This window comes from Streptomyces sp. NBC_00490 (assembly GCF_036013645.1).
Taxonomy (GTDB): domain Bacteria; phylum Actinomycetota; class Actinomycetes; order Streptomycetales; family Streptomycetaceae; genus Streptomyces; species Streptomyces canus_F.
Map to the genome: position 1 here is coordinate 9310538 of NZ_CP107869.1, position 23520 is coordinate 9334057.

The 23520-nt window shown below is 71.0% G+C and carries 23 protein-coding genes and 1 pseudogene; 15 read left to right on the forward strand and 9 right to left on the reverse strand.

Going from position 1 to position 23520, the window contains the following annotated elements; all coding sequences use genetic code 11:
* Positions 1–6: 6 nt before the first annotated feature.
* From OG381_RS42515 to OG381_RS42530, 4 genes are all read right to left on the reverse strand, one after another.
* Entirely contained in the window at positions 7–978 is a 972-nt protein-coding gene (locus OG381_RS42515) for an NAD(P)-dependent alcohol dehydrogenase (protein WP_327721307.1), read from the reverse strand.
* A gap of 277 nt (positions 979–1255) precedes the next feature.
* Positions 1256–1975: a DUF1775 domain-containing protein gene (locus OG381_RS42520; protein ID WP_327721308.1), complete on the reverse strand. Its 720-nt coding sequence runs from the start codon at positions 1973–1975 to the stop codon at positions 1256–1258.
* A 57-nt stretch (positions 1976–2032) separates the two neighbouring features.
* Positions 2033–2659: a hypothetical protein gene (locus tag OG381_RS42525; protein ID WP_327721309.1), complete on the reverse strand. Its 627-nt coding sequence runs from the start codon at positions 2657–2659 to the stop codon at positions 2033–2035.
* A gap of 82 nt (positions 2660–2741) precedes the next feature.
* Entirely contained in the window at positions 2742–3254 is a 513-nt protein-coding gene (locus OG381_RS42530) for a hypothetical protein (RefSeq protein ID WP_327721310.1), read from the reverse strand.
* Between the two features lie 170 nt (positions 3255–3424).
* Between OG381_RS42530 and OG381_RS42535 the strand changes: the two genes are divergently transcribed.
* The 10 genes from OG381_RS42535 to OG381_RS42580 all read left to right on the forward strand — a co-directional run bounded on the left by OG381_RS42535 (position 3425) and on the right by OG381_RS42580 (position 13652).
* Positions 3425–4726: an extracellular solute-binding protein gene (locus tag OG381_RS42535; RefSeq protein ID WP_327721311.1), complete on the forward strand. Its 1302-nt coding sequence runs from the start codon at positions 3425–3427 to the stop codon at positions 4724–4726.
* A 7-nt stretch (positions 4727–4733) separates the two neighbouring features.
* A complete protein-coding gene (locus OG381_RS42540) occupies positions 4734–5636 on the forward strand; it encodes a carbohydrate ABC transporter permease (RefSeq protein ID WP_327721312.1) in 903 nt (300 codons plus the stop codon).
* A complete protein-coding gene (locus OG381_RS42545) occupies positions 5633–6514 on the forward strand; it encodes a carbohydrate ABC transporter permease (RefSeq protein WP_327721313.1) in 882 nt (293 codons plus the stop codon). Before OG381_RS42540 ends, OG381_RS42545 begins: the two co-directional genes overlap by 4 nt.
* A gap of 5 nt (positions 6515–6519) precedes the next feature.
* Positions 6520–7890, forward strand: coding sequence for a carboxylesterase family protein (locus OG381_RS42550; protein WP_327721314.1), 1371 nt, complete (start codon positions 6520–6522; stop codon positions 7888–7890).
* Positions 7891–7898: 8 nt separating this feature from the next.
* Positions 7899–9029 carry an ROK family transcriptional regulator gene (locus tag OG381_RS42555; protein ID WP_327722703.1) on the forward strand — a complete coding sequence of 377 codons (1131 nt, stop codon included), beginning with the start codon at positions 7899–7901 and terminating at the stop codon, positions 9027–9029.
* 62 nt (positions 9030–9091) lie between these two features.
* On the forward strand, positions 9092–10618 hold the full coding sequence (locus OG381_RS42560; protein ID WP_327721315.1) for a GMC oxidoreductase: 1527 nt from the start codon (positions 9092–9094) through the stop codon (positions 10616–10618).
* A 14-nt stretch (positions 10619–10632) separates the two neighbouring features.
* The gene (locus tag OG381_RS42565; RefSeq protein WP_327721316.1) at positions 10633–11241 is read left to right on the forward strand and encodes a nucleoside deaminase; all 609 of its coding nucleotides are present in this window, start codon (positions 10633–10635) and stop codon (positions 11239–11241) included.
* Positions 11238–12176 carry a sugar phosphate isomerase/epimerase family protein gene (locus OG381_RS42570; RefSeq protein ID WP_327721317.1) on the forward strand — a complete coding sequence of 313 codons (939 nt, stop codon included), beginning with the start codon at positions 11238–11240 and terminating at the stop codon, positions 12174–12176. The genes OG381_RS42565 and OG381_RS42570 overlap by 4 nt, the downstream gene beginning before the upstream one ends.
* 9 nt (positions 12177–12185) lie before the next feature.
* Positions 12186–12533, forward strand: a complete 348-nt coding sequence (locus tag OG381_RS42575; RefSeq protein ID WP_327721318.1) for a VOC family protein — start codon at positions 12186–12188, stop codon at positions 12531–12533.
* A gap of 180 nt (positions 12534–12713) precedes the next feature.
* On the forward strand, positions 12714–13652 hold the full coding sequence (locus OG381_RS42580; protein ID WP_327721319.1) for a hydrolase: 939 nt from the start codon (positions 12714–12716) through the stop codon (positions 13650–13652).
* A 102-nt stretch (positions 13653–13754) separates the two neighbouring features.
* Here the strand turns inward: OG381_RS42580 and OG381_RS42585 are convergent, their stop codons facing one another.
* Positions 13755–14480, reverse strand: a complete 726-nt coding sequence (locus tag OG381_RS42585) for a carbonic anhydrase (RefSeq protein WP_327721320.1) — start codon at positions 14478–14480, stop codon at positions 13755–13757.
* 521 nt (positions 14481–15001) lie between these two features.
* Here OG381_RS42585 and OG381_RS42590 point away from each other — a divergent pair.
* The 3 genes from OG381_RS42590 to OG381_RS42600 all read left to right on the forward strand — a co-directional run bounded on the left by OG381_RS42590 (position 15002) and on the right by OG381_RS42600 (position 17689).
* Positions 15002–15346, forward strand: coding sequence for a DUF485 domain-containing protein (locus OG381_RS42590; RefSeq protein WP_327721321.1), 345 nt, complete (start codon positions 15002–15004; stop codon positions 15344–15346).
* A complete protein-coding gene (locus OG381_RS42595; protein WP_327721322.1) occupies positions 15340–16938 on the forward strand; it encodes a sodium/solute symporter in 1599 nt (532 codons plus the stop codon). The genes OG381_RS42590 and OG381_RS42595 overlap by 7 nt, the downstream gene beginning before the upstream one ends.
* A 91-nt stretch (positions 16939–17029) precedes the next feature.
* On the forward strand, positions 17030–17689 hold the full coding sequence (locus tag OG381_RS42600) for a YceI family protein (protein WP_327721323.1): 660 nt from the start codon (positions 17030–17032) through the stop codon (positions 17687–17689).
* 50 nt (positions 17690–17739) lie between these two features.
* On the opposite strand, the gene OG381_RS42605 is transcribed toward OG381_RS42600, so the two are convergent.
* Positions 17740–20070, reverse strand: a complete 2331-nt coding sequence (locus tag OG381_RS42605; RefSeq protein WP_327722704.1) for an FdhF/YdeP family oxidoreductase — start codon at positions 20068–20070, stop codon at positions 17740–17742.
* Positions 20071–20224: 154 nt separating this feature from the next.
* Between OG381_RS42605 and OG381_RS42610 the strand changes: the two genes are divergently transcribed.
* Positions 20225–21139 (forward strand): LysR family transcriptional regulator, encoded by a 915-nt coding sequence (locus OG381_RS42610; protein ID WP_327721324.1) that lies wholly within the window; start codon positions 20225–20227, stop codon positions 21137–21139.
* Between the two features lie 20 nt (positions 21140–21159).
* Positions 21160–21285, forward strand: a pseudogene (locus tag OG381_RS42615) (reductase); the annotation flags it as partial.
* A gap of 91 nt (positions 21286–21376) precedes the next feature.
* Here OG381_RS42615 and OG381_RS42620 read toward each other — a convergent pair.
* The 3 genes from OG381_RS42620 to OG381_RS42630 form a co-directional block, all read right to left on the reverse strand.
* A complete protein-coding gene (locus tag OG381_RS42620) occupies positions 21377–21574 on the reverse strand; it encodes a hypothetical protein (protein ID WP_327722705.1) in 198 nt (65 codons plus the stop codon).
* Between the two features lie 273 nt (positions 21575–21847).
* Positions 21848–22726, reverse strand: a complete 879-nt coding sequence (locus tag OG381_RS42625; RefSeq protein ID WP_327721325.1) for a helix-turn-helix domain-containing protein — start codon at positions 22724–22726, stop codon at positions 21848–21850.
* A gap of 34 nt (positions 22727–22760) precedes the next feature.
* Positions 22761–23294: a 2,4'-dihydroxyacetophenone dioxygenase family protein gene (locus tag OG381_RS42630; protein WP_327721326.1), complete on the reverse strand. Its 534-nt coding sequence runs from the start codon at positions 23292–23294 to the stop codon at positions 22761–22763.
* Between the last annotated feature and the right edge of the window lie 226 nt (positions 23295–23520).

Sequence of the window (23520 nt, forward strand, 5' to 3'; positions counted from 1 at the left end):
GCCGCCTCAGACCGTGACGACCAGCTTGCCCCGCGGATGCCCCTTCTCCAGGTGGCGTACGGCGTCGGCCGCCTCGGCCAGGGGATAGGCGCGGTCGATGACCGGGGTGATCGCGCCCGACTCGACGAGGGCCTTGAGCGTGAGGAGGTCCTGCTGCCGGGTGACCGCGAACACCGGTCGCAGACGCTGGCCCACGAACGCGGAGACGACCAGTCCGCGGACCCACCGGTCCAGGCCGCCGAGCACGGGGCCCGCGTCCTCGCCGCCGACGAGGACGGCGGTGCCGCGCGGGGCGAGGACACGGCGCAGCCGGGTCAGGGAGCGGTTGCCGGCGGCGTCGACGATCAGGTCGTAGCGGACGGGCCGGTCGGTGATGTCCTCGTGGGTGTAGTCGATGACGTCGGTGGCGCCGAGCGAACGGACCAGGTCGCCCGCGGTGGGGCCGCAGACGCCGGTGACCTGGGCGCCGTAGTGCGTCGCGAGCTGGACGGCGTACGTTCCCACCCCGCCCGACGCGCCGATGACGAGGGCCTTCTGCCCCGGCCGGGGCAGCGCCAGGGCGAGGGCCTGGAGGGCGGTGACGCCGGAGACGGGCAGGGCGGCGGCCTGCTCGAAGGAGAGGCTCGCGGGCTTGGCGGCGAGCTGTCCGGCCTTGCCGCGCGCGTACTCGGCGAAGGAGCCGTCGCACTGGCCGAAGACCTCGTCGCCGGGCTTGAACCCGGTCACCTCGGCGCCCACGGCCTCGACACGTCCGGCGGCGTCCCAGCCGCGCACGGTGTGGGCGGGGCGGCGCAGCCCGAGCTGTGGACTGAGCCGGGCGATGTAGGGCCGTCCGGTCATCAGGTGCCAGACGCTCGGGTCGACGCCGGCGGCCCGCACCTCGACGAGCACCTCGTCGGCGCGGGGGACGGGACGGTCGATGTCCCGTAGGCACAGTGTGTCGGTGGAGCCGTAGGCGTTCTGGACGATGGCCTTCACAAGGGCTCTCCTTGACCGCCGATTGGTCGGGATTCCCTCGGATCGTCGCGGTGAACCGTGCCGTCGGCCAGTGCCCGGGGTAGGACTGCGTCAGGAGTCGAGGAGAGGGCGGACGCGATGCGCAGGATTCCTGTCCGGGCCGTCCAGGTGGTCGGAGTGCTCGCGGTGGTGGTGGTCGCGTTGTGGCTGGCGACCTTGCTCGTCAAGAACTTCTGATGCCGGGCCCCCGCACCGCGAACCGCCGTGGGTGCGAGGGCCCTTGGAGCGTGCTGCCGGACTACTGCTGAGCGCCGCCGCGGCGCCGTACGACGAGAACGACCGCCCCGGCCACGAGCAGGACCGCCGCCGCGATACCGATCCACGCGCCCGTGGACAGACCGCTGTCCTCGTCCTGCTCGGTGTCGGCGGCCTGCGGGGTGGGGGAGACGCCGGTCTGCGTGGTGGTGGGCGTCGGCGTCGGGGTCGGCGACGCGCTGGGGGTGGGGCTCACCGTGGTCGCGCCCGGCGCGGCCGCCTTCAGTTCGAGGACCGGGGCCTCGTTGCCGTGACCGTGACCGTGCCCGTCGTCGGACTCACCCAGTTCGATCCAGCGGTCGACCTTGCCGTCGCTGTAGGTCTGGAGCGTCTTGAACACCAGCTCCTTCGCGTCGGGCAACTGCCGTACGACGACCGAGTGCTCGGCGTCGCCACCGACCTTCACGGCCGGGCCCTTGACGGTGTAACCGTCGTCCGTGGTGGCGAACTTCCAGCCCTCGGGGCCGTCCTTGTACGTCACGTCGGACGGGGCGATGCCCTTGGGCAGGATCACCCGGAGCTGGGTGATGCCGGCGGACGCCGACTCCGACTCGGCGGTGAAGGTGAGTTCGACGTCCTGGGCGAGGGCCTGGGCGCCGTCGGCCTCGACCTCCACATGGGCGGCGGCCGGAACGGCGCTGAGCAGGACGGCGGTTGCCGCGGCCGCGGCGGCGACGGCGAGGCGGCGAGTGGTGCGGGACATGGGTGTCTCCAGGCAGGGGGGTGCGCCGGGGCGGCGTGAACAGGCCTCCCGGCTGGGTCAGTTGGCTTCGGCCGACCCGGACGCGGGAGGACCGCGCCGTACCACCGCATACGCGAGCACCGGACCGGTGGCCGCGGACCATCCGGTCTCCATCGGCACGAGCACCGGCGGCCAAAGCCGCACCGCCGTCCGGGGCCGTGTGAACAACGCGCGCGCCGCGGCGACATGGGCACGCGCCGCGTCGAACACCGCGGCCACGCCACGCGCGACGGTCCAGCACGCCGCGTCCGCGCGGTGCAGCAGCACCGCGACGAGCACGGCGGCCACGGCGTGGGCCGCCGCCATCGCCACGGAGTCGTACGAGGCCGAGTGGGCGTCCCGCATGTGGTGACCGTGCTGGTGAGCGGGCGGCTGCGCGTGCGCGCCGAGGGTCAGCCACAGGTGCAGCCCGGACTGGCCTACGACACTGCAGGCCACGACCGTTCCCATGCGCCGGGGACGCCGTATGCCGACCAGCCCCAGACCGAAGAGCGCGGCGGCCACGGCCGAGCCCTGCGCCCACGGCACGGCGCCCTCGGCGGCCAGATGATGCGCGCTGACCCCCAGCACCGTGCCGACGACGGCGAACACCGCGGCCCGCAGAACGGGCAGGGGCGCTGGACGGTGTGTGGCGGGTTGGGGCATGACCTGCTCATCTTGGGCCATGGGTCGCCCGGCGCGCAGGCCGGTCGGTAAATGAGACGGACGCCTCGGCCCGGTCAGCGCGTCACAGCTTGAAGACCACGCCGCGCCACGTCCATCCCGCGCCGAGGACCGCCGCGCGCAGTGGGTCCTTGAGTTCCGCGGGGTCGAAGCGGAACACCTCCGTCCTGTGCCTCCGGCCGTCCTCCCCGCGCTCGTACGTCCATTGCCGGCTGACCGCGGAGACCTGCCCGCGCGAGTACTCGCGCGAGATGGCCAGCCGGGGCGTCTCCCCGACCCAGGTGACCTGCCACTGCTCGTCGACCGCCCGCACCTCCTGGTCGTCCGGGACCAGGCGCATCCGCGTCCGGAGCGTCGACGTGAGCTGGGTGCGGGCGAAGAAGGTGTGCCAGGCGGGTTCCTCGATCCGCCACTCCGCGACCAGGTCGGCGCGCTCGTCGGGCCGGGCGTTGCGCACGACGCACGGCGCGTCGGGCCTGTTGACGGCGAGCAGCGCGGCCCGGACCTCCTCGGCGGAACGCGAGGCGATGCCGCGGTCGGGGTGGCGAGTGCCGGTCAGCTTGTCGAAAAGGCCCATCGGGTCAAAGTACGGAACCAGAACGTACGGCGCCGCCTTGATTTCGCTACAAGTTCCGAAATTATTCGCGACGGCTCCGTGCATATGGCCGAAATGCATGCCTCGTAGCTTCGTCATCGGGTCCGCCGGACCGAAAACGCTACTTCCCCCTGAAATTCCAGGAGCCCAAGGTGCCCAACCTCTCCAGACGCGGTGCCCTGAAGCTGACCGCCGGCATGGCCGTCCTCGGCACCCTCGGCCTCACCGGCTGCGGACGCGAGGACGGCGCCGCCGCCGCGAAGTCCTCCGCCTCGCCCGTCGGGGACTCGCCGGCCACCGGAACCGTCACGGTGTGGGCCGCGCAGGGCGACGCCGATGTGCTCGACAAGGTCATCAAGCCGTTCAAGAGCGCCAACCCCGACGTCACCGTGAAGTTCACGCTGATCCCGAACGCCGACTACTACACCAAGCTGCAGTCGGCGGTCGCGGCGGGCAAGGGGCCCGACATCGCCCAGTTCTTCCCCGAGTCGCAGGCCCAGTTCCTCGACCCGTCGATCCTCCAGCCGGTGCCGGACGGCCTCGTCGACCCGAACAGCTTCTTCAAGAGCCTCTGGGACGCGGGCGTCGTCGACGACGTGGCCTACACGGTGCCCTGGTACGCCTACACGTACGCCCTCGTGTACCGCTCCGATCTGGCCAAGAAGGCGGGCGTCGAGGCGCCGGCCACATGGGACGAGATGGTGCCGTTCTTCAGGGCCCTCCAGAGCGCCGGCGCCAGGCACGGTCTCGCGGCCGACATCGGGTGGGACATCTTCAACGGCCAGGACGTCGCGATGTACGCATGGCAGGCGGGCGGCTCGCTGCTCTCCTCCGGCGGGAAGTGGACCCTCGACACCCCGGCGATGATCGACGCGCTCAAGTACAACGCGTCGTTCTTCACCTCGGGCGTCGCCGACACCGCCACGCCCACCTTCCTCGACGCGCAGCCGTACTTCGTCAGCGGGAAGACCGCCACGATGATCACCGGCCCATGGGTGGTCGGCCAGCTCGACACCGCCGCGAAGAAGGACGGCTGGACCGCGTCCCACGTCGCCACCGCACCCCTGCCGGCAGGCTCCTCGGGCAGCGTCTCCTTCTCCGCCGGCGGCAGCTGGGGCGTCCTCGCGGACAGCGGCAACGCCGACGCCTCGTGGAAGCTCGTCCGGCACATAGCGCAGCCGAGCACCCAGGTCGCGCAGTACAAGGCGTACAGCTCGCTGCCCGCGGTGGTCTCCGCCTGGGACGACCCCGCGATCAAGGGGCAGCCGCTCCTCGGCGCCTTCCTCACGCAGCTCAAGAACACCCGGACGTTCCCGCAGGTCAGCACCTGGCAGCAGGTCGCGACCCGGATCGGCAAGGAGATGGAGGCCGTCGCCAGGGGTACGTCGACCGCGGAGAAGGCCGCCGCGGGCATCCAGTCGTACGCCGACAGCCTCGGCACGGGCGCGAAGTGAGCCGCCCATGACCACCACCTCTGTCGCCCGGCCCCGGCGGCGCGCCCGTCGTACCGCCGTCGCCTGGCTGTTCCTCGCGCCGTTCGCCGTGGTGTTCCTGGTCTACACGGCCATCCCCACCGTCGCCGCGCTCGGCTTCAGCCTCACCGATCTGCGGGGCACCGACCTCAAGCATCCGTTCGCGGTCGACTTCACCGGCCTGGACAACTTCGTCCGGCTGTTCCAGGACGACAGCTTCCTGCGCGACATCCTGAACACCGCCCTGTTCGTGGCCGTCGGCGTGCCGCTGACCATGGCCATCGGCTTCGCCCTGGCCGTGGCGCTGAACTCCGGCATCCGCCGACTGCGCGGCACCTTCCGCACGCTGTTCTTCGCGCCGGTCGTCACCAACGTCGTGGCGGTCGCCCTGATCTGGCAGTACGCCTTCTACGCCGACGGCACCGTCAACAGAGGGCTCGACGCGGTCGGGCTCGCCGGACCGAACTGGCTGGACGACCCGAACCTCGCCATGCCCGTGGTCATCCTGCTCGGCGTCTGGCGCAACTTCGGCACCGCGATGGTGCTGTTCCTCGCCGGTCTGCAGGCCATACCGGACGACGTGTACGAGGCCGCCTCCCTCGACGGGGCGGGAAAGTGGCGGCAGCTGAGGCACATCACCCTGCCGCTGCTGCTGCCCACCACTCTGATGGTGTCGGTGCTGCTGACCGTCTTCTACCTCCAGGTCTTCGACGAGCCCTATCTGCTCACGGACGGCGGCCCGCTCGGCTCCACCGAGTCCGTGGCGCTGTACACCTACCACCAGTTCGGGGCAGGCGAGTTCGGGATGTCCTCGGCCGCGTCCTTCGTGATGCTCGTCCTGGTGGCCCTGGTGAGTCTTGTCCAGTTCCGACTGCTGAGGCCCCGCACATGACCGCTCTCGCCGCGTTGCGGAACACGTCCACCACCACCGACCTCCTCGCGCCACGCCGCCGGCCCGTGGCCCGGCCACTGCTGTACGGCGCCCTGGTGCTGTGCGCGCTCCTCACGACGCTGCCCTTCTTCTGGGTGCTCAGCGGCTCGCTGCGCAGCCTCGACGAGATCCGCTCCGACCCCGGCGCCTGGCTCCCGCACCACGTCACCTTCGACAACTTCCTGCGGCTGTTCCGCACCGAGGGTTTCGGCCAGTTCATGGTCAACAGCGTGGTGGTCGCGGCCATCGTCGTGGCCGGCAACATCGTCGCGGCGTCGGCCGCCGGATACGCCCTCGCCAAGCTCGACTTCGCGGGCAAGAGGCTCGCGTTCGGCGCGGTCATGGCGGCGATGATGGTGCCGTTCACCGCGGTGTTCGTCACCCAGTTCGTGATCACCGTCGACCTCGGTCTCGCGGACACCCTCACCGGGATCGCGCTGCCCGGCGTGGCGATGCCGCTGTCCGTCTTCATCATGCGGCAGTACGCGATGTCGATCCCCGACGAACTCCTCGAAGCGGCCCGGATCGACGGCGCGGGCGAGTTCCGGATCTTCTTCAGGATCTTCCTGCCGCTGTCCGGCCCCGCTGTCGCGACGATCACGATCATGTCGTTCCTCGCCTCGTGGAACAACTTCATCTGGCCGCTCATCGTCGCCCAGAGCATGGACACCTACACCCTGCCGGTGGGCCTCGCCGCCACCAGTCAGGCGGCCGCCAACGTCAAGGACTACGGTCTGCTCCTCGCCGGTGCGATCGTCGTGATGCTGCCGGTGCTCCTGCTCTTCCTGTTCCTCCAGCGCTACTTCGTGCAGGGCATCTCGGGAACGGGAATGCGGTGAGCGTGATGAACTCCCTTGCCGCGCCGGGCGAGCCGGTCACCGTGCACGCTCCCGCCGGCAGGATCACCGGTCGCCGCCACCGTCAGGTACGCCGCTTCCTCGGCATCCCCTACGCCCAACCACCCACGGGCGCACGCCGGTTCGCCGCGCCCGTCCCACGCGGCCGGTTCCCGGAGCCGTACGACGCCTCCCGGCACGGCCCGACCGCCCAGCGCGTGCCGCTGTTCGCCACGACCACCGTGCCCGAGCCGTCGGTGCCGGGGGACGACGTGCTGAACCTCGGCGTCGTCGCCCCGGCCGCGGACGACGACCGCGGGCCCTTCCCGGTCATGGTGTGGATCCACGGAGGCGGGTTCCTCGCGGGGAGTCCGGCCAGCCCCTGGTACGACGGCCGGGCCTTCGCCCGCGACGGCGTCGTCTGCGTCACCGTCGGCTACCGGCTCGGTGTCGACGGATTCGCCGTCCTGGACGACGTCCCCACCAACCTGGGGCTGCGGGACCTGCTGCTCGCCCTCGACTGGGTGCGGGAGAACATCGCCGCCTTCGGGGGCGATCCGGACCGGGTGACCGTCGCCGGGCAGTCGGCCGGGGGCGCGGCGGTGCTCGCGCTGCTCTCGTCGCCGGCCGGCCGCGGCCGCTTCCAGCGGGCGGTCAGTATGTCCGGCGGGTTCTTCGAACCACGCGCGGTACGCGCGTTCCTGGGGCGGCTGGGGGAGCGGCTCGGTGTGCCCGCGACGCGAGCCGGATTCGGCACCCGCGGCGTGGCGGACCTCCAGCGGGCCGTCCTCGACCTGCGGGACGAGGGAGACGACGACGGGCCCGTGCTGGGCCCGTTCGTCGGCGACGACATCCTGCCGGTACCGGTCGCCCAGGGGCTCGGCGTGCACGGGCACGACGTGCCCTTGCTGCTCGGCGCGACGGGGGACGAGTTCGACAGCGGCCCGGGTCCCGTGCGCGGAGCCCGCGCGGCAGGCACCCGCCGCACCGACACCCTGTTCCGCGCCGCATGCCCGCGCGCCGCGGCAGCCCGTCGCGCCGCCCGCGCCGGCACCTGGTTGTACTCCTTCGAATGGCCCTCGCCCGTGCTCGGCGGTGCCGCGCACTGCGTCGACATCCCGTACTTCTTCGACGTACTCGACGCGGGCGGGACCGCCGAGGCCCTCGGCACCGAACCGCCCCGGGAGCTGGCCACTTCGATGCACGCCGACCTGGTCGCGTTCCTCCACGGCGAGGAACCGGACTGGGGGCGTGCGACCGGGGTGCCCGGCGACCCGGCGCGCGAGTACGGCCGTAGCGGTGCACCGCTGGTGGCCGACACCACGGGCGTGTTCGATCCCGTCGTACGGCCGCTGCCCGAGGCGGCGGGGACGTGCTGATGTCGGGGATGAACCAGAGCGCCGTCCGGCGCGTCAACACCTCGGTCGTCCTGCGTGCGCTGGCGGTGTCGGCCGGGCCGACGACGCTGACCGCGCTGGCCGGTCAGGCCGGGCTGTCCCGCCGTACCATCGAACTCATCCTGGACTCGCTCGTCGAGGCCGGCTGGGTGGCGGAGTTGGACCGGCTGCCGATCAGCGGCTCCGCGGGGCGCCCCGCCCGGCGGTACGAACTACGCGCCGAACACGCCTTGTTGGCGGCCGTCTGCATCACCACCTCGGGCGCGTCCGCGGTCGTCGCCGATGTGCGCGGACGCATTCTCGGCCGGGCCGAGGGGCCACTGCGCGCCTACCAGGACCCGCAGGTCACCCTCGACGACGCGGCGGCGTTGGTCCTTCGGGCACTCGACGACGCGGGCGGGTCGGTGGACCGGCTGCGTGCCGGAGCGGTCGCGGGCGGTGGTGCCATCGACGACGAGGGAGTCGTACGGCGGCTGGTGCACACGAAGCTCTGGGAAGGCGTGCGCCTGCCCGAGGAGCTCCAACGGCGCATCCCGATGCCGTGGTTCGCGGACAACGACACCAACCTCGGTGCGCTCGCGGAGCGTTGGCGGGGTGTGGCCGGAGACCACGACAACGTCGTCTGGGCGATCCTCGGCAATCGCACCGGTCTCGGCATCCTGATACGGGGCGCCGTGCACCGCGGTCTCGACGGTGCGGCGGGTGAGATCGTCGAGGCGCGGTCGATACCGACGGCCTCGGTCGAGAACCACCCGGTGGCCTGGCTGAGTTCACCCGAACCGGCACAGCGGGCGGTCGCCCTGGCCCGCTGCGAGGCCGCCAGGGCGGGTGATGCGTCCGCGCTCGCGGAGGTCGACGAGTTCGTGGAGAACATGGCGTCGATCCTCACCATCCTGTCGTGGACGGTCGCCCCCTCGCTCATCGTGCTCGGCGGCGGTCTGGAGGACGCGGCCGACGTGCTGCTGCCCCGGGTGCGGGAGGCGATGCGCGACGCCCGCGCCCCCGAGATCGAACTGCGCGCCACCGTCCTGGGCCGTGACGCGGCCCTGGTCGGCGCCGTGAAACTGGCCCTCGACCGCATGGACACCGAACTGTTCGGCCCGCTCGTCCCGCGCGCCTGACCCGCCCCCCCCCACAGCTCGCCCCCCACCCGCACCCGTGGCACAACACATGGAGTCTCACCTTGACCGACACCCCCCGCACCGACGTCCTCGTCGTGGGCAGCGGCATCATGGGATCCGTCGTGGCCCGACAGCTGCGCGACAGCGATCCGGCGCTGCGCATCACCATGGTGGACGGCGGCAGCACGATCGGCGCGGCTCCCGGCCTGCACCTGCACGACCTCGACGACCCGGACCTGTGGGCCCGCTACAACGAACGCGTCGCCACCGGCATCCAGGGCATGTACACCGGCGCCGAGGTGGTGCGCGAGATCGCGGGCAGCCTCGCCGGTCTGACGCCCGGCATGTTCCACGCCCTGGCCTTCGGCGAGGACGCCGAGGCGATGCCCCAGGCGGCGCTCGCCTGGAACGCGGGCGGCATGGGCGTCCACTGGACCGCCGCGACCCCCTGGCCCGCCGGGGACGAGGTGTTCGACTACGGTGACCCGGCCTGCTGGGCGACGGACCTGGACACCGCGCGCCGGCTCCTCGCCGTCACGCCCGCCGCGATCGGCCCGACCCAGGTCGGCAGCAGGGTCCTCGACATCCTGCGCCGACGCTTCGACGGCGTGGGACCGCACGACCGGCGACCGCAGCCCATGCCCATGGCCGTCACCCCGACCGCGTCGGGCCCCATGCCCCGCACGGCTCCGGGGACGATCTTCCCCGCCCTCGCGACCGGCGGCGACCGCGCCTTCACCCTGCTGACCGGCACGCTCGCGACCTCCCTCCTCATCACGGACGGCCGGGTCACCGGCGCCCGGCTGCGCCGCGTCGCCGACGGCGCCGAGTCCGAACTCCACGCCGACACCGTGGTGGTGTGCGCCGATGCCCTGCGCACCCCGCAACTGCTGTTCGCCTCGGGCATCCGGCCCCCCGCGCTCGGCCGCCGCCTCAACGAGCACGCGTTCATCACCGCCCGCGTCCTGCTCGACCTCGACCGGTTCGGCATCGACCTCGACACCCTGCCCCTGCCGCGTCCCGGCGAGTTCAGCACCGACTCGCTCTGGCTGCCGCACAACGGCTCGGCCCAGCCGTTCCACGGCCAGATCATGAACCGCACCTACGTCGACGACGGCGGCCGCCCCCTCGCCCACTCCGTGGGCCTGTCCCTGTACGCCCCCGTCGAGTCCCGCCCCGAGAACCGGCTCGTGTTCTCCGACACCGAGACCGACCTCGCCGGAATGCCCCGGATCACCGTCGAGTTCGGCTACTCCGACACCGACCGCACCCTGATCGACCGGGCCCTGGCCGAAGTCCGTTCGCTGGCCGGGGAGTTCGGCGCCTTCGACCCGGCGACCGAGAGCTCGCTGCTCCCGCCCGGCTCGTCCCTGCACCAGACCGGCACCGTCCGCTCCGGCACGGCCGACGACGGCACCAGCGTGTGCGACCCGGACGGCAGGGTGTGGGGCTACGACAACCTGTACCTCGCCGGAAACGGCGTCATCCCCACCGCGATGGCCGCCAACGTCACCCTGACCGGCGCGGTGACCGCCATCCGGGCCGCCCGCGCCGTGACCGTACGCAACTCCGCACTCGCCGCCCACTGACAGGAAGCCCCACCGTGATCGACATCGCCAAGCAGTTCCACCTGGCCCTGCCGGCCTGGATCGACGACGAACTGGCCGACGTGCCCGCCGTCGTCCCCGGCCGCGACGAGCGGATGCGCCTCGTCCACCGGCTGGCCGACCGCAACTGGCGCGAGGGCAACGGCGGCCCGTTCGCCGCCCTGGTCGCCGAACGGGACACCGGCCGGATCGTCTCCGTCGGTGTGAACGTCGTCCTCGCCTCCGGCGTCTCCAGCGCCCACGCCGAGGTCCTCGCGCTCGGCCTCGCCCAGACGGCGACCGGCGGCTGGGACCTCGGCGGCGACGGGCTCCCCGCCCATGAGCTGGTCGTCAACTGGCGTCCCTGCATCCAGTGTTACGGCGCCACCATGTGGTCCGGCGTGCGCGGACTCGTCGTCGCCGGCGAGGGCCCGGAACTGGAGGTGATCACCACCTTCGACGAGGGCCCGCTCGGCGCGGACTGGGCGCAGCAGTTCGCGGCACGCGGCATCGAGGTCGTGGGCGATGTGCTCCGGGACGAGGCTCTCGCCGTGTTCCGCGCCTATCGCAAGGCCGTCGACGAGGGCGACGGCGTCGTCTACAACGCCCGCGGAGGTGCCGAATGACGGCGCCGCGTTTCGCGACCGACATCATCACCTTCTACCACCCCGACTTCTGGGGTCTCGCCTCGGCGGACGCCGTACGCGAATGGGCCCTGGCACACCCGGGGCTCTTCTGGGCCCGGGTCATGGACGCCCTGGCCGACGCCGGTGTCACCGGCATCGAGCTGACCTTCGCCCCCGGCGACATCGACTCCGCCCTGCGCGCCTTCGGCAGTGCCCCCGCGTTCCGCGGCGAGCTCGCGGCCCGGGGCCTGTCCGTCGTGAGCGCGTTCATCGCGGGCAGCGACGCGCCCGACTGGCGGCACGGCGACAACCTGCCCGCGATCGTCGCCGACGCCGAACGCCGGGCGGCCTTCCTCGCCGAGACCGGCGGTGAACTCCTCGTCGCCGGGCTGCCGATGCGGACGACGTACGGGACCCGGCCGCCGTTCTTCGTCGACGCCGTCTACATGACCCGCATGGCCGACATCGCGCATGCCGTCGGCGAGGCCGTAGCCCGGCACGGCGTGAAGCTCGCCTTCCACACCGAGTCCCACAGCACGCTCTGGTACGAGCGGGACATCGACCTGTTCATGGCTCTGACCGACCCGCGCTACGTGTGGCTGTGCCCCGACTCCTGCCACATCGCCCTCGGCGGCGGCGACCCGGTGGCCGTCGCCCACCGCCACGCCCCGCGGATCGCGCTGGCCCACTGGAAGGACGCGGTACGCCCGATCGACGTCCACCTCACCGTCGACGACACCATCTACGCGCAACAGCAGCCGTACATGACCGAACTCGGCGACGGCATCGTGGACTGGCCGGGCTGGGCCGCGGCGATGTCCCGCACGCCGGGCGCCGGCACCGTACTGATCGAGTTGGACGAGGCGGCCGATCCCGTGGCCGCGCTCCGGGCGGGAACGGCTGTGGCGAGGGCCGCGTGGAGCGCGAACGCCTAACATGGGCGGATGTCCCTCGACCTCTTCGCAGGCATTGCGGTCAGCGACTACACAGCGGCCCTGGCCTGGTACGAACAACTCCTCGGCACCCCACCGGCGTTCTTCCCGAACGACACGGAGGCCGTCTGGGAGCTGGCGGAACACCGCTACATCTACATCGAGCACCTCCCCGCCCGCGCCGGCAACGCCCTGAACACCCTCTTCGTCGACGACCTCGACACCCGCGTCGCCGCCATCGCCGACCGGGGCCTGGAACCCACGAAGCGCGAGACGTACTCCAACGGCGTCCGCAAGATCACCTACCACGACCCGGACGGCAACGAGATCGGGCTCGGGGGCGGCCCCGCACCGACGTAGTGCGCGGGGAAGCCCCGAGTAAGAGCTCTACGTGAACCCCCAGCAGGCCCTGCCGCCCCTCTGGATCTTGTGTGTAGCGTCCAGCCTTGTGTCGAGCGGCGGTCGCGCAACCGCCGTTCTACGCGCGCAGATTCGGCGCCCGCACCGCCTCCCGCTCCCCCCACCCCGGAGGTTCACCGCATGCTCGGCCTCGGCAACTCCCCCCGCAGATTCACCACCGCCGTCACCGTGTTCGGACTGCTCGCCACCGGCGCCGCGGTCCAGGCTTCCACCGCCGGTCCGGCGGCAGCCGCCACCACGCACCGCGTCCTGTTCGACAACGCGCACGCCGAGACGGCCGGCAACGCCGACTGGATCGTCTCCACCAGCCAGCCCGACCCGACCGGCGAGGACTCCTCGCCCTCCGGCGAGACGGACTGGACGGGCGCGCTGTCTTCTTGGGGCGTGGCACTCCAGAAGACCGGCGACTACGCGCTCGACACCCTGCCGTCGGGCGCCGCCCTCACCTACGGCGGCTCCTCGGCGACCGACCTGTCGAACTTCGACACCCTCGTCCTGCCGGAGCCCAACACGCTGTTCACGACCGCCGAGAAGACGGCGATCATGAACTTCGTGAAGAACGGCGGCGGCCTGTTCATGATCTCCGACCACACCGGCGCCGACCGCAACAACGACGGCGAGGACGCGGTCGAGATCCTCAACGACCTGATGACGAACAACAGCGTCGACTCCACCGACCCGTTCGGCCTGTCCATCGACTCGCTCAGCATCAGCTCCGGCTACCCCGCGGCGATCAGCGACAGCACCGACCCGGTGCTGCACGGCTCCTTCGGCACCGTCACCAAGAGCCTGATCGCCAGCGGTACGACGGCCACCCTCAAGCCCGCCGACAACTCGGCCGTCAAGGGGCTGCTCTACCGCAGCGGTTACTCCGGCACCACCGGAGCCTTCTTCGCGACCAGCACCTTCGGCAGTGGAAAGATCGCCTTCTGGGGCGACAGCTCCCCGATCGACGACGGCACCGGCCAGTCCGGCAACACGCTCTACGACGGCTGGAACGACACCGGCGCCACCAACGCGGCGCTGGCGCTGAACGCCACCGCGTGGCTGTCCTCGTGACACCGGCCCGCTGAGCTCGCACAGCTGAGCTCGCACAAGCGGGATGGCGGGTGCGGTCCCGGAAGCCTTCCCGGGACCGCACCCGCCATCGGCTCACTCGGTTCAGGAGAGGCGGTGCACGAGCTGGGTGGTCAGCTCGTAACGGGCCCCTACGACGGCCAGTTCACCGGCGGCCACCTTCGCGGCCAGGTCGGGCTCCGCGGCGATGCGGGAGCGGACGGCTCGGACGTTGGCGTCGATGGTCGCGTCGACGCGGGCCGCCCCGTCCTTGGTGCGGTCTATGTTCGGTCGTATCTGGTCGGCCAAGTACTGGATGTGGGCGGGCAGTTGCGCGCCGGAGACGTCGGTCTCGACGGCGGCCTTCACGGCGCCGCAGGACTGGTGCCCCAGGACCAGCACCAGCGGGATGCCGAGTTCGAGCACGCCGTAGGCGACACTGCCGAGCACGGCCTCGTCCAGCACCTCACCACCGCTGCGCACCGTCATCAGATCGCCGAGGCCCTGGTCGAAGACGAGCTCCGGGGGGACGCGGGAGTCGATGCACCCGAGGACGAGGGCGAAGGGGTGCTGCGCCGTCGCCAGGGCCTGACGGACGGCGGGTGATTCGTCGGGGTGCCGCTCGCGGTAGGTGCGCCAGCGCAGATTGCCCGCCGCCAGTTCCCGCAGCGCCTCGTCGGGGGTGCCGGGCCGAGGACGGGTGCCGGCGGGGGTCGCCGAGGCGGGGGTCGCGCCGAGCGTGAGGCCGGCGCCGAGAGCCGCGGCACCGGTGAGCCCGGCACGCAGAAGTGCGCGGCGCCCGGCTCTGTGGGGAGTGTCTTGAGAGTTCACGGCGACGAACGTATGTCCGAGTCCGGGGCTGGTCCGTCGCGTTGCCAAACCATGGTGAAGCGCGGGGAAAGCGTGACGTGATCTTGGGTGGATCTTGGTCTTCCCTGGTGCCGTCCTTGGTTCGGCGGTCTCGGCAACTGCCTTGCTGTGCACTGCATTTGAGACAACCTGGCTCGAGAGAAGGTGCAGACCTGATCCCAGGAGAGCCCTTTCCGCAGGCTGTGCGGGAGTCGTCGCGGACACCGGAGCGTGGAATGAGTCAGGGCGGGAACCGCCCTTGTTCGGCCCGTTGATAGTTCAACGTGCCCGCTGCGAGAATCCCCGTCCCGACCCCGTAGTGACCATTCGCGTCACGCGAATTTCCGGTGCACGAATTCCCCACGAAGTCCGCACAGAGCGTGGCTCTGGCCTGCCTCCGCGCAAAGCAGCGAAGAAGGTGCATTGTGTCACGGCACTCCCTGCCGTTCGGCGTGCCGCCGCCGAACTCCGAAACTCCCCGTGAATCCACGGGGCGATCGACGGTGGCGCACGATCCCGCCTATCGGACACTCCGCCACACCCACCGCCGGTTCGGAGTGCGGGCCACGGCCGTCGCCGTCGGCGGATTCCTGGCGTACGTCCTGCTGTCCAGCTTCGTTCCCGCTCTGATGAACCGCACCCTCGGCGGCCACCTCACCGTGGGACTGGCCCTGGGGCTCGGGCAGTTCGTGCTGATGGGCGTCATCGTGCGGCGCTACCTCGTGCACCACCGCACCCACATCACCCCCGTCGTCCGAGGTCTGCGCAGGCTCGCCCGCCACCAGGAGGCCGCGGGGCGGGCGCGAGTGAGCGCCGCTCCCCGGGAGGGGGACCACCGCCGATGGTGACGACCGGCGCCGCGGTCGCGGACCGCTTCAGCCTGCAACTGACGCTCGTGCTCTTCCTGTCCGTGGTCGTGGTCACGCTCTTCACCGCGTTGCTGACCGCACCGCAGGGCGACGAGATCAGCGAGTTCTACCTCGGCAACCGCATGATGTCGCCGCTGCGCAATGGGCTGGCCATGTGCGGCGACTACCTGTCGGCCGCGACCCTCCTGGGCAGCACCGGCCTGGTCGCCCTGACCGGCTACGACGGACTGCTGTATCTGTGCGGCACCGCCGTCGCCTGGATGATGGTCCTGCTGCTCATCGCCGAACCCCTGCGCAACGCCGGCAGGTTCACCCTGGGCGACACCCTGGCCTACCGCCTGCCCCGCATGCAGCGACCGGTACGCCTGGCTCTCGCCCTGTGCACCCTCGCCGTCGCCACCCTCTATCTGGTCGCCCAACTTGTCGGCAGCGTGGCGCTGTTGACGCAGTTCACCGGCGAGCCCAGCGCCACCACCCGCACCCTGTGCGTGGTCGTCATCGGCACCATCGTCATCGTGTACGCCGCCATCGGCGGCATGCCGGGCGCCACCTTCATCCAGGTCGTCAAGGCCGTGATGCTGATCTGCGGGGTCACCGTGACCGCCGTGATGGTGCTGCACCGCTTCGACTGGAACATCGACGCCCTGCTGGCCGCCGCCGCGGACAACAGCGGCCGGGGCCAGCGGTTCCTCGAACCCGGGCTGCGCTACGGCGGCAGCACCACCAGCAAACTGGACTTCTTCAGCCTCCAGTTGGCCATCGTGCTCGGCCTCGCCGCGCTTCCGCACGTGATGATGCGGCTCCTCGCCCCGAAGCAGGTCAGTGTGCTGCGTTCCTCGGTGGTGTGGGCCATGGGCCTGGTCAGCCTCGTCTGTCTGGCCGCGGGCATCCTCGGCCTGGGCGCCACCGCCATCGTGGGCCGCGACACCATCGCGCGGACCGACCGCAAGGGCGACGCCGCCGTCCTGCTGCTGGCCCAGGACCTCGGCGGGGGCATCCTGACCGCCCTGCTGTCCTGTCTGGCTTTCGTCACCCTCCTCGCCGTCGCCGCCGGCCTCACCCTGGCCGCGGCCTCCTCCCTCGCCCACGACCTCTACGGCGAGGTGATCCGCAAGGGCCGGGCGAAGCAGACCGAGGAACTGGCCGTGGCCCGACTCGCGGCGGCCGTCATCGGTGTCCTGGGCATGCTGCTCGCGCTGATCTCCTGGGGCGCGAACACGGCGACCCTGGCATTCCTCGCCTTCGCGATCGCCGCCTCCGCCCTCTTGCCGACACTCGTCTACACCCTGTTCTGGCGGCGGTTCACGGCTCAGGGCGCCCTCCTCAGTCTCTGCGGCGGCCTGTTGACCTCCGTCCTGCTCGTCGTCTTCTCGCCAGTGGTCTCCTCCACTCCCTCCTCGCTCTACCCGTCCGCCGATTTCGCCCTGTTTCCCCTGCAGAATCCCGGCATTGTCTCCATTCCGGCCGGATTCCTCCTCGGCTGGCTGGGCTCGGTGCTGAGCAGACCGCAATCGCCCGAAAGCTACGAGGAGTTCGAGGTCCGCACCCTCGTCGGAGCCGACCAGGAGTGAACTGGACGATGACATGGGGAATTTGTGGAGCTTTTGTTCATCGATGGTCAGGGCTTGCGGCGACAACTCCCGTGCAGTAACTAGGTGAATCATGAAATTGTTCAGCCGTGACACCCCGTTCCGCCGCACGGAGCACACCGTCACACCCCAGCCCCCCACCATGTCACCGGCTGCCGGCACCGCGCTTCTCCCGGACCCGGCGCTGGCGCCCCTGACCGGCGAATGGGTCATCGACCCCGCCCACAGCAGGATCGGCTTCTCCGTACGGCACGCGATGGTGACCACGGTCCGCGGATCCTTCGCGGAGTACCAGAGCCGCCTGTACTTCGACGGCCGCGATCCGTCCCGCTCGCAGGCGGAGATCGTGCTGTCGACCGCCAGCGTCGACACCGGCGTCGAACAGCGCGACGCCCACCTCGTGGGCCGTGACTTCCTCGACGCCCGCAACTACCCGCGCATGCGTTTCGCGAGCACCGCCGTGGAGATGGTCGGCCACGATGTCTACCGCATGACCGGCGACCTCACCATCAAGGCCCGCACCCGCCCCGTGGTCCTGGAGCTCACCTACATAGGCCATGTCACCGACCCCTTCGGCTACCAGCGGGCCGGTTTCGACGGCACCACCACCATCAACCGCACCGAATGGGGCCTGAACTACGACTCCAAACTGGCCGAGGGCGGCGCCATGGTGAGCGAGAAGGTCCGTCTCCAGTTCGACATCGCGGCCATCCGCACCGCGCCGGTCGGCTGACCCGTCCCGGCACGGGGACACGAGCGAGCACCGCGGACCTCCGCGGCCCGTCACCGTCGTAGAGGCAACTCGGCCCGAGGCCACGACGGCGAAGTCTGCCGTCGTTCCAGGCGGACGATCACGCTTTTCGACGTGGGCGTGTTGCTGATGTCCGCGACGCTGTCGAGCGGCACCAGCACATTGGTCTCCGGGTAGTACGCGGCGGCCGAACCCGGGGGAGTGGGGTAGGCGACGACACGGAAGGCGTCCGCGCGGCGCTCCGAACCGTCGGACCAGACGCCGACCAGATCGACGAGGCCGCCGTCCGGGATGTCGAGGTCGGCGAGGTCGGCTGCGTTCACGAGGACGACGCGGCGGCCGCCCTTGATGCCCCGGTAGCGGTCGTCCATCGCGTAGGGGACGGTGTTCCACTGGTCGTGCGAGCGCAGGGTCTGCAGGATCAGATGACCCTTCGGCGCCCGGAGCATCGTGAAGTCGTTGACGCTGAAGACGGCCTTCCCGCTGGGTGTCCGGAACACCTTGTCGTTGACCGGGTTGGGCAGCCGGAAACCGCCGGGGCGCCGTACCCGCTCGTCGAAGTCCTCGAAGCCTTCGACGACCCGGGAGATGCGGTCGCGGACAAGACCGTAGTCGGCCTCGAAGTCCTCCCAGGGGATCTCGGGTGCGGAGCCCAGGACCTTGCGCGCGAGGCGGCTGATGATGGAGACCTCGCTCAGCAGCCGCGCGGACGCGGGGGCGAGCCGGCCGCGGGTGGCGTGGACCTCGCTCATGGAGTCCTCGACCGTCATGAACTGCTCCCCGCCCGCCTGGACGTCCCGGTCGCTGCGACCGAGCGTGGGCAGGATCAGCGCCGTACGCCCGCACACCGTGTGGGAACGGTTGAGCTTCGTCGAGATGTGCGCGGTCAGACGGCAGTTGCGCATGGCGCGCTCGGTGACGTCGCTGTCGGGCGTGGCCCGCACGAAGTTGCCCGCGACCCCGAGGAAGACCTTGGCCCGTCCGTCGAGCATGGCCCGGATGGAGTCGACGGAGTCCAGACCGTGCGCCGTCGGCGCGGTGAAGCGGAACTCGTCGCCGAGACGGTCCAGGAACGACTGGGGCATGCGCTCCCAGATGCCCATCGTGCGGTCGCCCTGCACGTTGCTGTGCCCGCGGACGGGGCACACCCCCGCGCCCGGGCGGCCGATGTTGCCGCGCAGCAGAAGGAAGTTGACGACCTCCCTGATGGTGGGCACACCGTGCTTGTGCTGCGTCAGACCCATGGCCCAGCAGACGATGACGCCACGGCTCTCCAGGACCCGGGCGTGCACCTGCTCGATCTCGTCCTGGCTCAGCCCCGTGGCCTCCAGGACCTCGTCCCACGACGTCGTGGCGCGCAGATGCTCGGCGAAGGCCTCGTAGCCGGTGGTGTGCGCGTCGATGAACTCCCGGTCCAGGACGGTGCCCGGCTCCTTGTCCTCGGCCTCGATCAGCATCAAATTCAGCGCCTGGAAGAGGGCCAGGTCACCACCGGGACGGATCTGCAGGAACTGGTCGGCGATGGCGGTGCCCCGGCCGACGACGCCACGCGCCTTCTGCGGGTTCTTGAAGCGCATCAGCCCGGCCTCGGGCAGCGGATTGACGGCCACGACACTGCCACCGCGGCGCTTGGTCTCCTCCAGCGCGGACAGCATCCGCGGATGGTTGGTGCCGGGGTTCTGTCCCACGACGAAGACGAGGTCGGCGTTGTACAGGTCGTCGAGCGTGACGCTGCCCTTGCCGATGCCCAGGGTCTCGGTCAGCGCCGATCCGCTGGACTCGTGGCACATGTTGGAGCAGTCCGGCAGATTGTTGGTGCCGAAGGCCCGGGCGAACAACTGGAGCAGGAACGCCGGCTCGTTGGCCAGCCGCCCCGAGGTGTAGAACAGCGCCTCGTCCGGGTGGTCCAGGGCGCGCAGTTCGTCGGCGAGGAGCCGTAGTGCCTCGCCCCAGCCGATGGGCTCGTAGTGGTCCGCGCCCTCGCGCAGCACCATCGGCTCGGTCAGCCGGCCCTGCTGGTTGAGCCAGTAGTCCGACTGACGGCTCAGCTCGTCGACGGAGTACCGCTGGAAGAACTCGGCGGTCACCCGCCGGGACGTGGCCTCGTCGCTGATGTGCTTGGCGCCGTTCTCGCAGTACTCGTTGAGGTGCCGCTTGCCCGGCGCGGGCTCCGGCCAGGCACAGCCCGGGCAGTCGATGCCCTTCGTCTGGTTGAGGGTGAGCAGGGTGAGCGCGGTGCGTTTCGGCGAGGTCTGGCCCAGCGCGTACTGCAGGGCGTGCACGACGCCTGGAGTGCCCGCGGCCCAGGTCTTGGGAGCCGTCACCGACAGCTCGCTCTCATCCGGTTCGCCGATGTCCCGCATCGAGCACCACGCCCTCTCCCAGCCGGTCTCCTCCTCACTCTTCGCCTGTGCATCGGTCCAGGTCAAAGCGGTAGTTGTTATCGCGTGATAGGCCGCACCGATGACACCCGCACAGTCGTCGGCCCAGGCCCCCCGCGCGGTGGATCATTGAGGGGTGCTGCTCCGTCAACTCGAGTACCTCGTCGCCCTCGCCCGGGTCCGCCACTTCGCCAAGGCGGCGCAGGCCTGCTATGTCTCCCAGCCTGCTCTGTCCGAGGGCATCCGGAAGCTGGAGGAGGAACTCGGCATCCCCCTGGTCCAGCGAGGACGCCGGTTCGACGGGCTCACCCCGGAGGGCGAGCGGGTCGTCCTGTGGGCCCAGCGGATCCTCGCCGACCGGGACGCCATGGAGAGCGAGATCCAGGCGCTGCGGGCCGGACTCAGCGGCCGCCTGCGGATCGGGACCGTGCCCACGGCCTCCACGGCGGTGGGGCTGCTGACCCAGCCGTTCTGCGCCGCCAACCCGCTGGCGACCGTCCAGGTCTTCGCCGACCTGCGGGCCGAGGACATCGTGAACCGGTTGCGCGCCTACGAACTCGACGCCGCCGTGACCTACCAGAGCTCGGTCGCGGACCACGACTTCAAGTTCGTCCCGCTGTACCGGGAACGCCACGTCCTTCTGACCCAGCGGACCGCCCCGGACACCGGCTCCGTGGACATCTCCTGGGAGGAGGCGGCCCAGTACCCCCTGTGCCTGCTCGACCCGAGGATGCAGGGCCGCCAGATCCTCGACGCGGTGTTCGCGACCGTCGGCGTCTCCGTCACCCCGCGCGTGGAGACCGACTCGATCGCCTCCCTGTTCGCCCAGGTCAGGGCCGGGCAGTGGGCGAGCATCGTCCCGTACGCCTGGCTCCATGTCTTCGGCGTCCCCGCGGGCATGCGCGCCGTCCCGCTGGTCCGGCCCGTCCGCTCCGAGCAGATCGGCCTGGTGCTCCCGGCCCGCGAGCCCGTCTCCGTGATCGGACAGGCGCTGATGGATGTGGTGGAGCGGTCCGGGATCTCGGCGGCGCTGGAGCGGCTGCCCGAGTAGCGGTCGGGGTGATGCCGTCCCGGGTGGCCCATGTGCTGGGCGGGGACGACGACTTCACCGGACGCCTCGACCACTACGCCTCCCGCATCCGGGCCGGCGAGCCGATCGCGGTGCCCTTCTCGAGCCAGCCCGCCACCTACATCCACTGCTTCGGTCGGTTGGCGGAGGGAGGCCCGGCGCCGGACGAGACGGTGTCCGACCCTGTCCGCCGGATCTGCACCGGAGGTCGTTGACGCCCTACTTCGCCGGCCGCGGTCCGCGATCCGTTGCAGGAGGAGCCGGACGGCGTTTTTGCCCAGTTCGTGGCCGGCCTGGTCGACGCTGGTGAGGGAGATCGGGCCGAACGCGGCGGAACGTGGTGCTGTCGTAGCCGGCCACCGAGAGGTCGCCCGGCACGGACGGTCCGGCCTCGGCGACCGCCTCCAACGCACCCATGGCCACGATGTCGAGTCCCCGTACGGCGAGATCAGAAGCGAGTGGAGCGTCGACGACGGGGGACGGACGCCGTTGGCGCGCGTGGCGGGCGTGCGGTTCCTCGGCCACGCGGGCGGGGTGGCCTCGTACCGACTGCCGTCAGGGCACTACCGGTTGACCTGCCGGCCGCACTGACCCGCGGGCCCGGTCCGTGCGGGGCGGTCGTACCTCGCCCGGTGTGCGGCCGTAGCGGTCGCGGAAGACCCGGGTGAAGTGGGCCTGGCTGGCGAAGCATCAACGGTGGGCGACTTCGGCGACCGTGAGATGACGGGAGTCCGGGTCGGCGAGCTGCTCGTGTGCCTTCGCCAGCCGTCGGTCGAGGAGGTGACGGGCGGGACTGACGCCGGTCGGCCGGAACAGGCGGCTGAGGTGCCTGGGGGACACCCCGATCGCCGCCGCGACCGCTTCCGCGCTCAGCCGGGGGTCGGACAGGTGCCGGTCGATGTGGTCCAGGGCCATGGCCAGCCGGGACGACGACGCGGGCAGGGCGGGAGCGTCGCCCAGCCGGGGAGCCGCCAGCGTGCGTACGAGGTCCAGCACGGCGGCCTCGGCGTGTGTGGGATCGGTGTCCCCGCCTCCCGTGGTCCAGTCGGCCAGCACCGACTCCAGTGCGGACACCGGGGCGAGACCTTGCCGGAAGAGCAGGGGTGCCGGTACGTCGCCCGGGGCGCAGCGCTCGGCGAAGACCTCGCGGGGGATGTCCACCAGCAACTGGCGCATGGCGGTGGGGAAACCGAACAGGTACGAGCGGCGGGTGTCGTAGAGGACCAGGTCCCCGGCCCGGACGGTGAGACAGCCGCCCTCGTGGAAGAACACCGCCTGGCCGTCGGTCAGCAGACTGACGAAGACCGAGTCCTTCGGAAGGTCCCGGCAGGTCCGCGGGGTGCGTTCGATGACGTGCTCGTTCCCGGTGATCTCGGCCAGCCGCAGGCCGCCCAGCCGGAAGTTCGTCTGGGTGGCCAGCAGGCCGTCCTGGGAGTAGGAAGAGCAGGTCAGGCCCACCAGCGCCTGTCGGTTGTACTCCTCCCAGAAGCCGATCCGGTCGGCCGGGTCCACGGACCGCGTCGACACCCGGGAGACGGAGGACAGGGGGGAAAGGCGGGACAGGGACACCTGGGTCTCCTTTCCGGCCCGGGCGTCCGCCGGGTCACCGGAAGAGCGAGTTCACGTAGTCGGCTCCGATGCCGACCGCATCGTAGTGTGCGCGGCACAGCGCGATGTAGTCATGGACGTCGAAGTGGCCGACGCTCTCACCGTTCTCGTCGAGCCAGATCAACGGCCCCTTGACGATGAAGAACGCCTTCATCGGCTCGTCGCTCTCGTAGGCCACCAGGGTGTGCCCCTCACCCGGTGCCTCGTAGACGAAGTCACCGGCGCTCGCGGTCCAAGGCCGTTCCAGATAGCCCCACTTGCCGGAGATCGTGTAGGCGAACACCTCGTGCGGGTGGTAGTGCCGGTTGACGAGTCCCGCCTCCTTGGCCCGCAGGATGTCGGCCCAGGAGTTGTCCTTGACGTTGATCCACAGCGGGCGCGAGCCGACGGTCTCGGTGAACGGCACGTAGTACCGGTCGTCGTCGGTGGCCACCTGGGAGAGGTAGACCTCGGGCAGGGCGTCCGGCTTGACGGAGTCGCGGATCGGCTGGAGGTTCTTCCAGAACTCGGTCCCGGTGGCTTCGGCCATGATCGGCTCCCTTGCGTCGAGGCGGGTGGCCGACAGTGAAGACCACCGCCCGGGAGCGGGTCTTCCCCGGGGCGGACATCGCCCTTTGCCTGTTCGGGACGGCGGAGGCGAAGGCGCCCGAACGACGGAGCCTCAGACGACTCACATGCAGGAGCATGGCGTGTTCTTCCGTGACTTCTCGTGCGGGCACGCGTCGTGGCGGGTCGACGGCCCGCGTCCTCCGCAC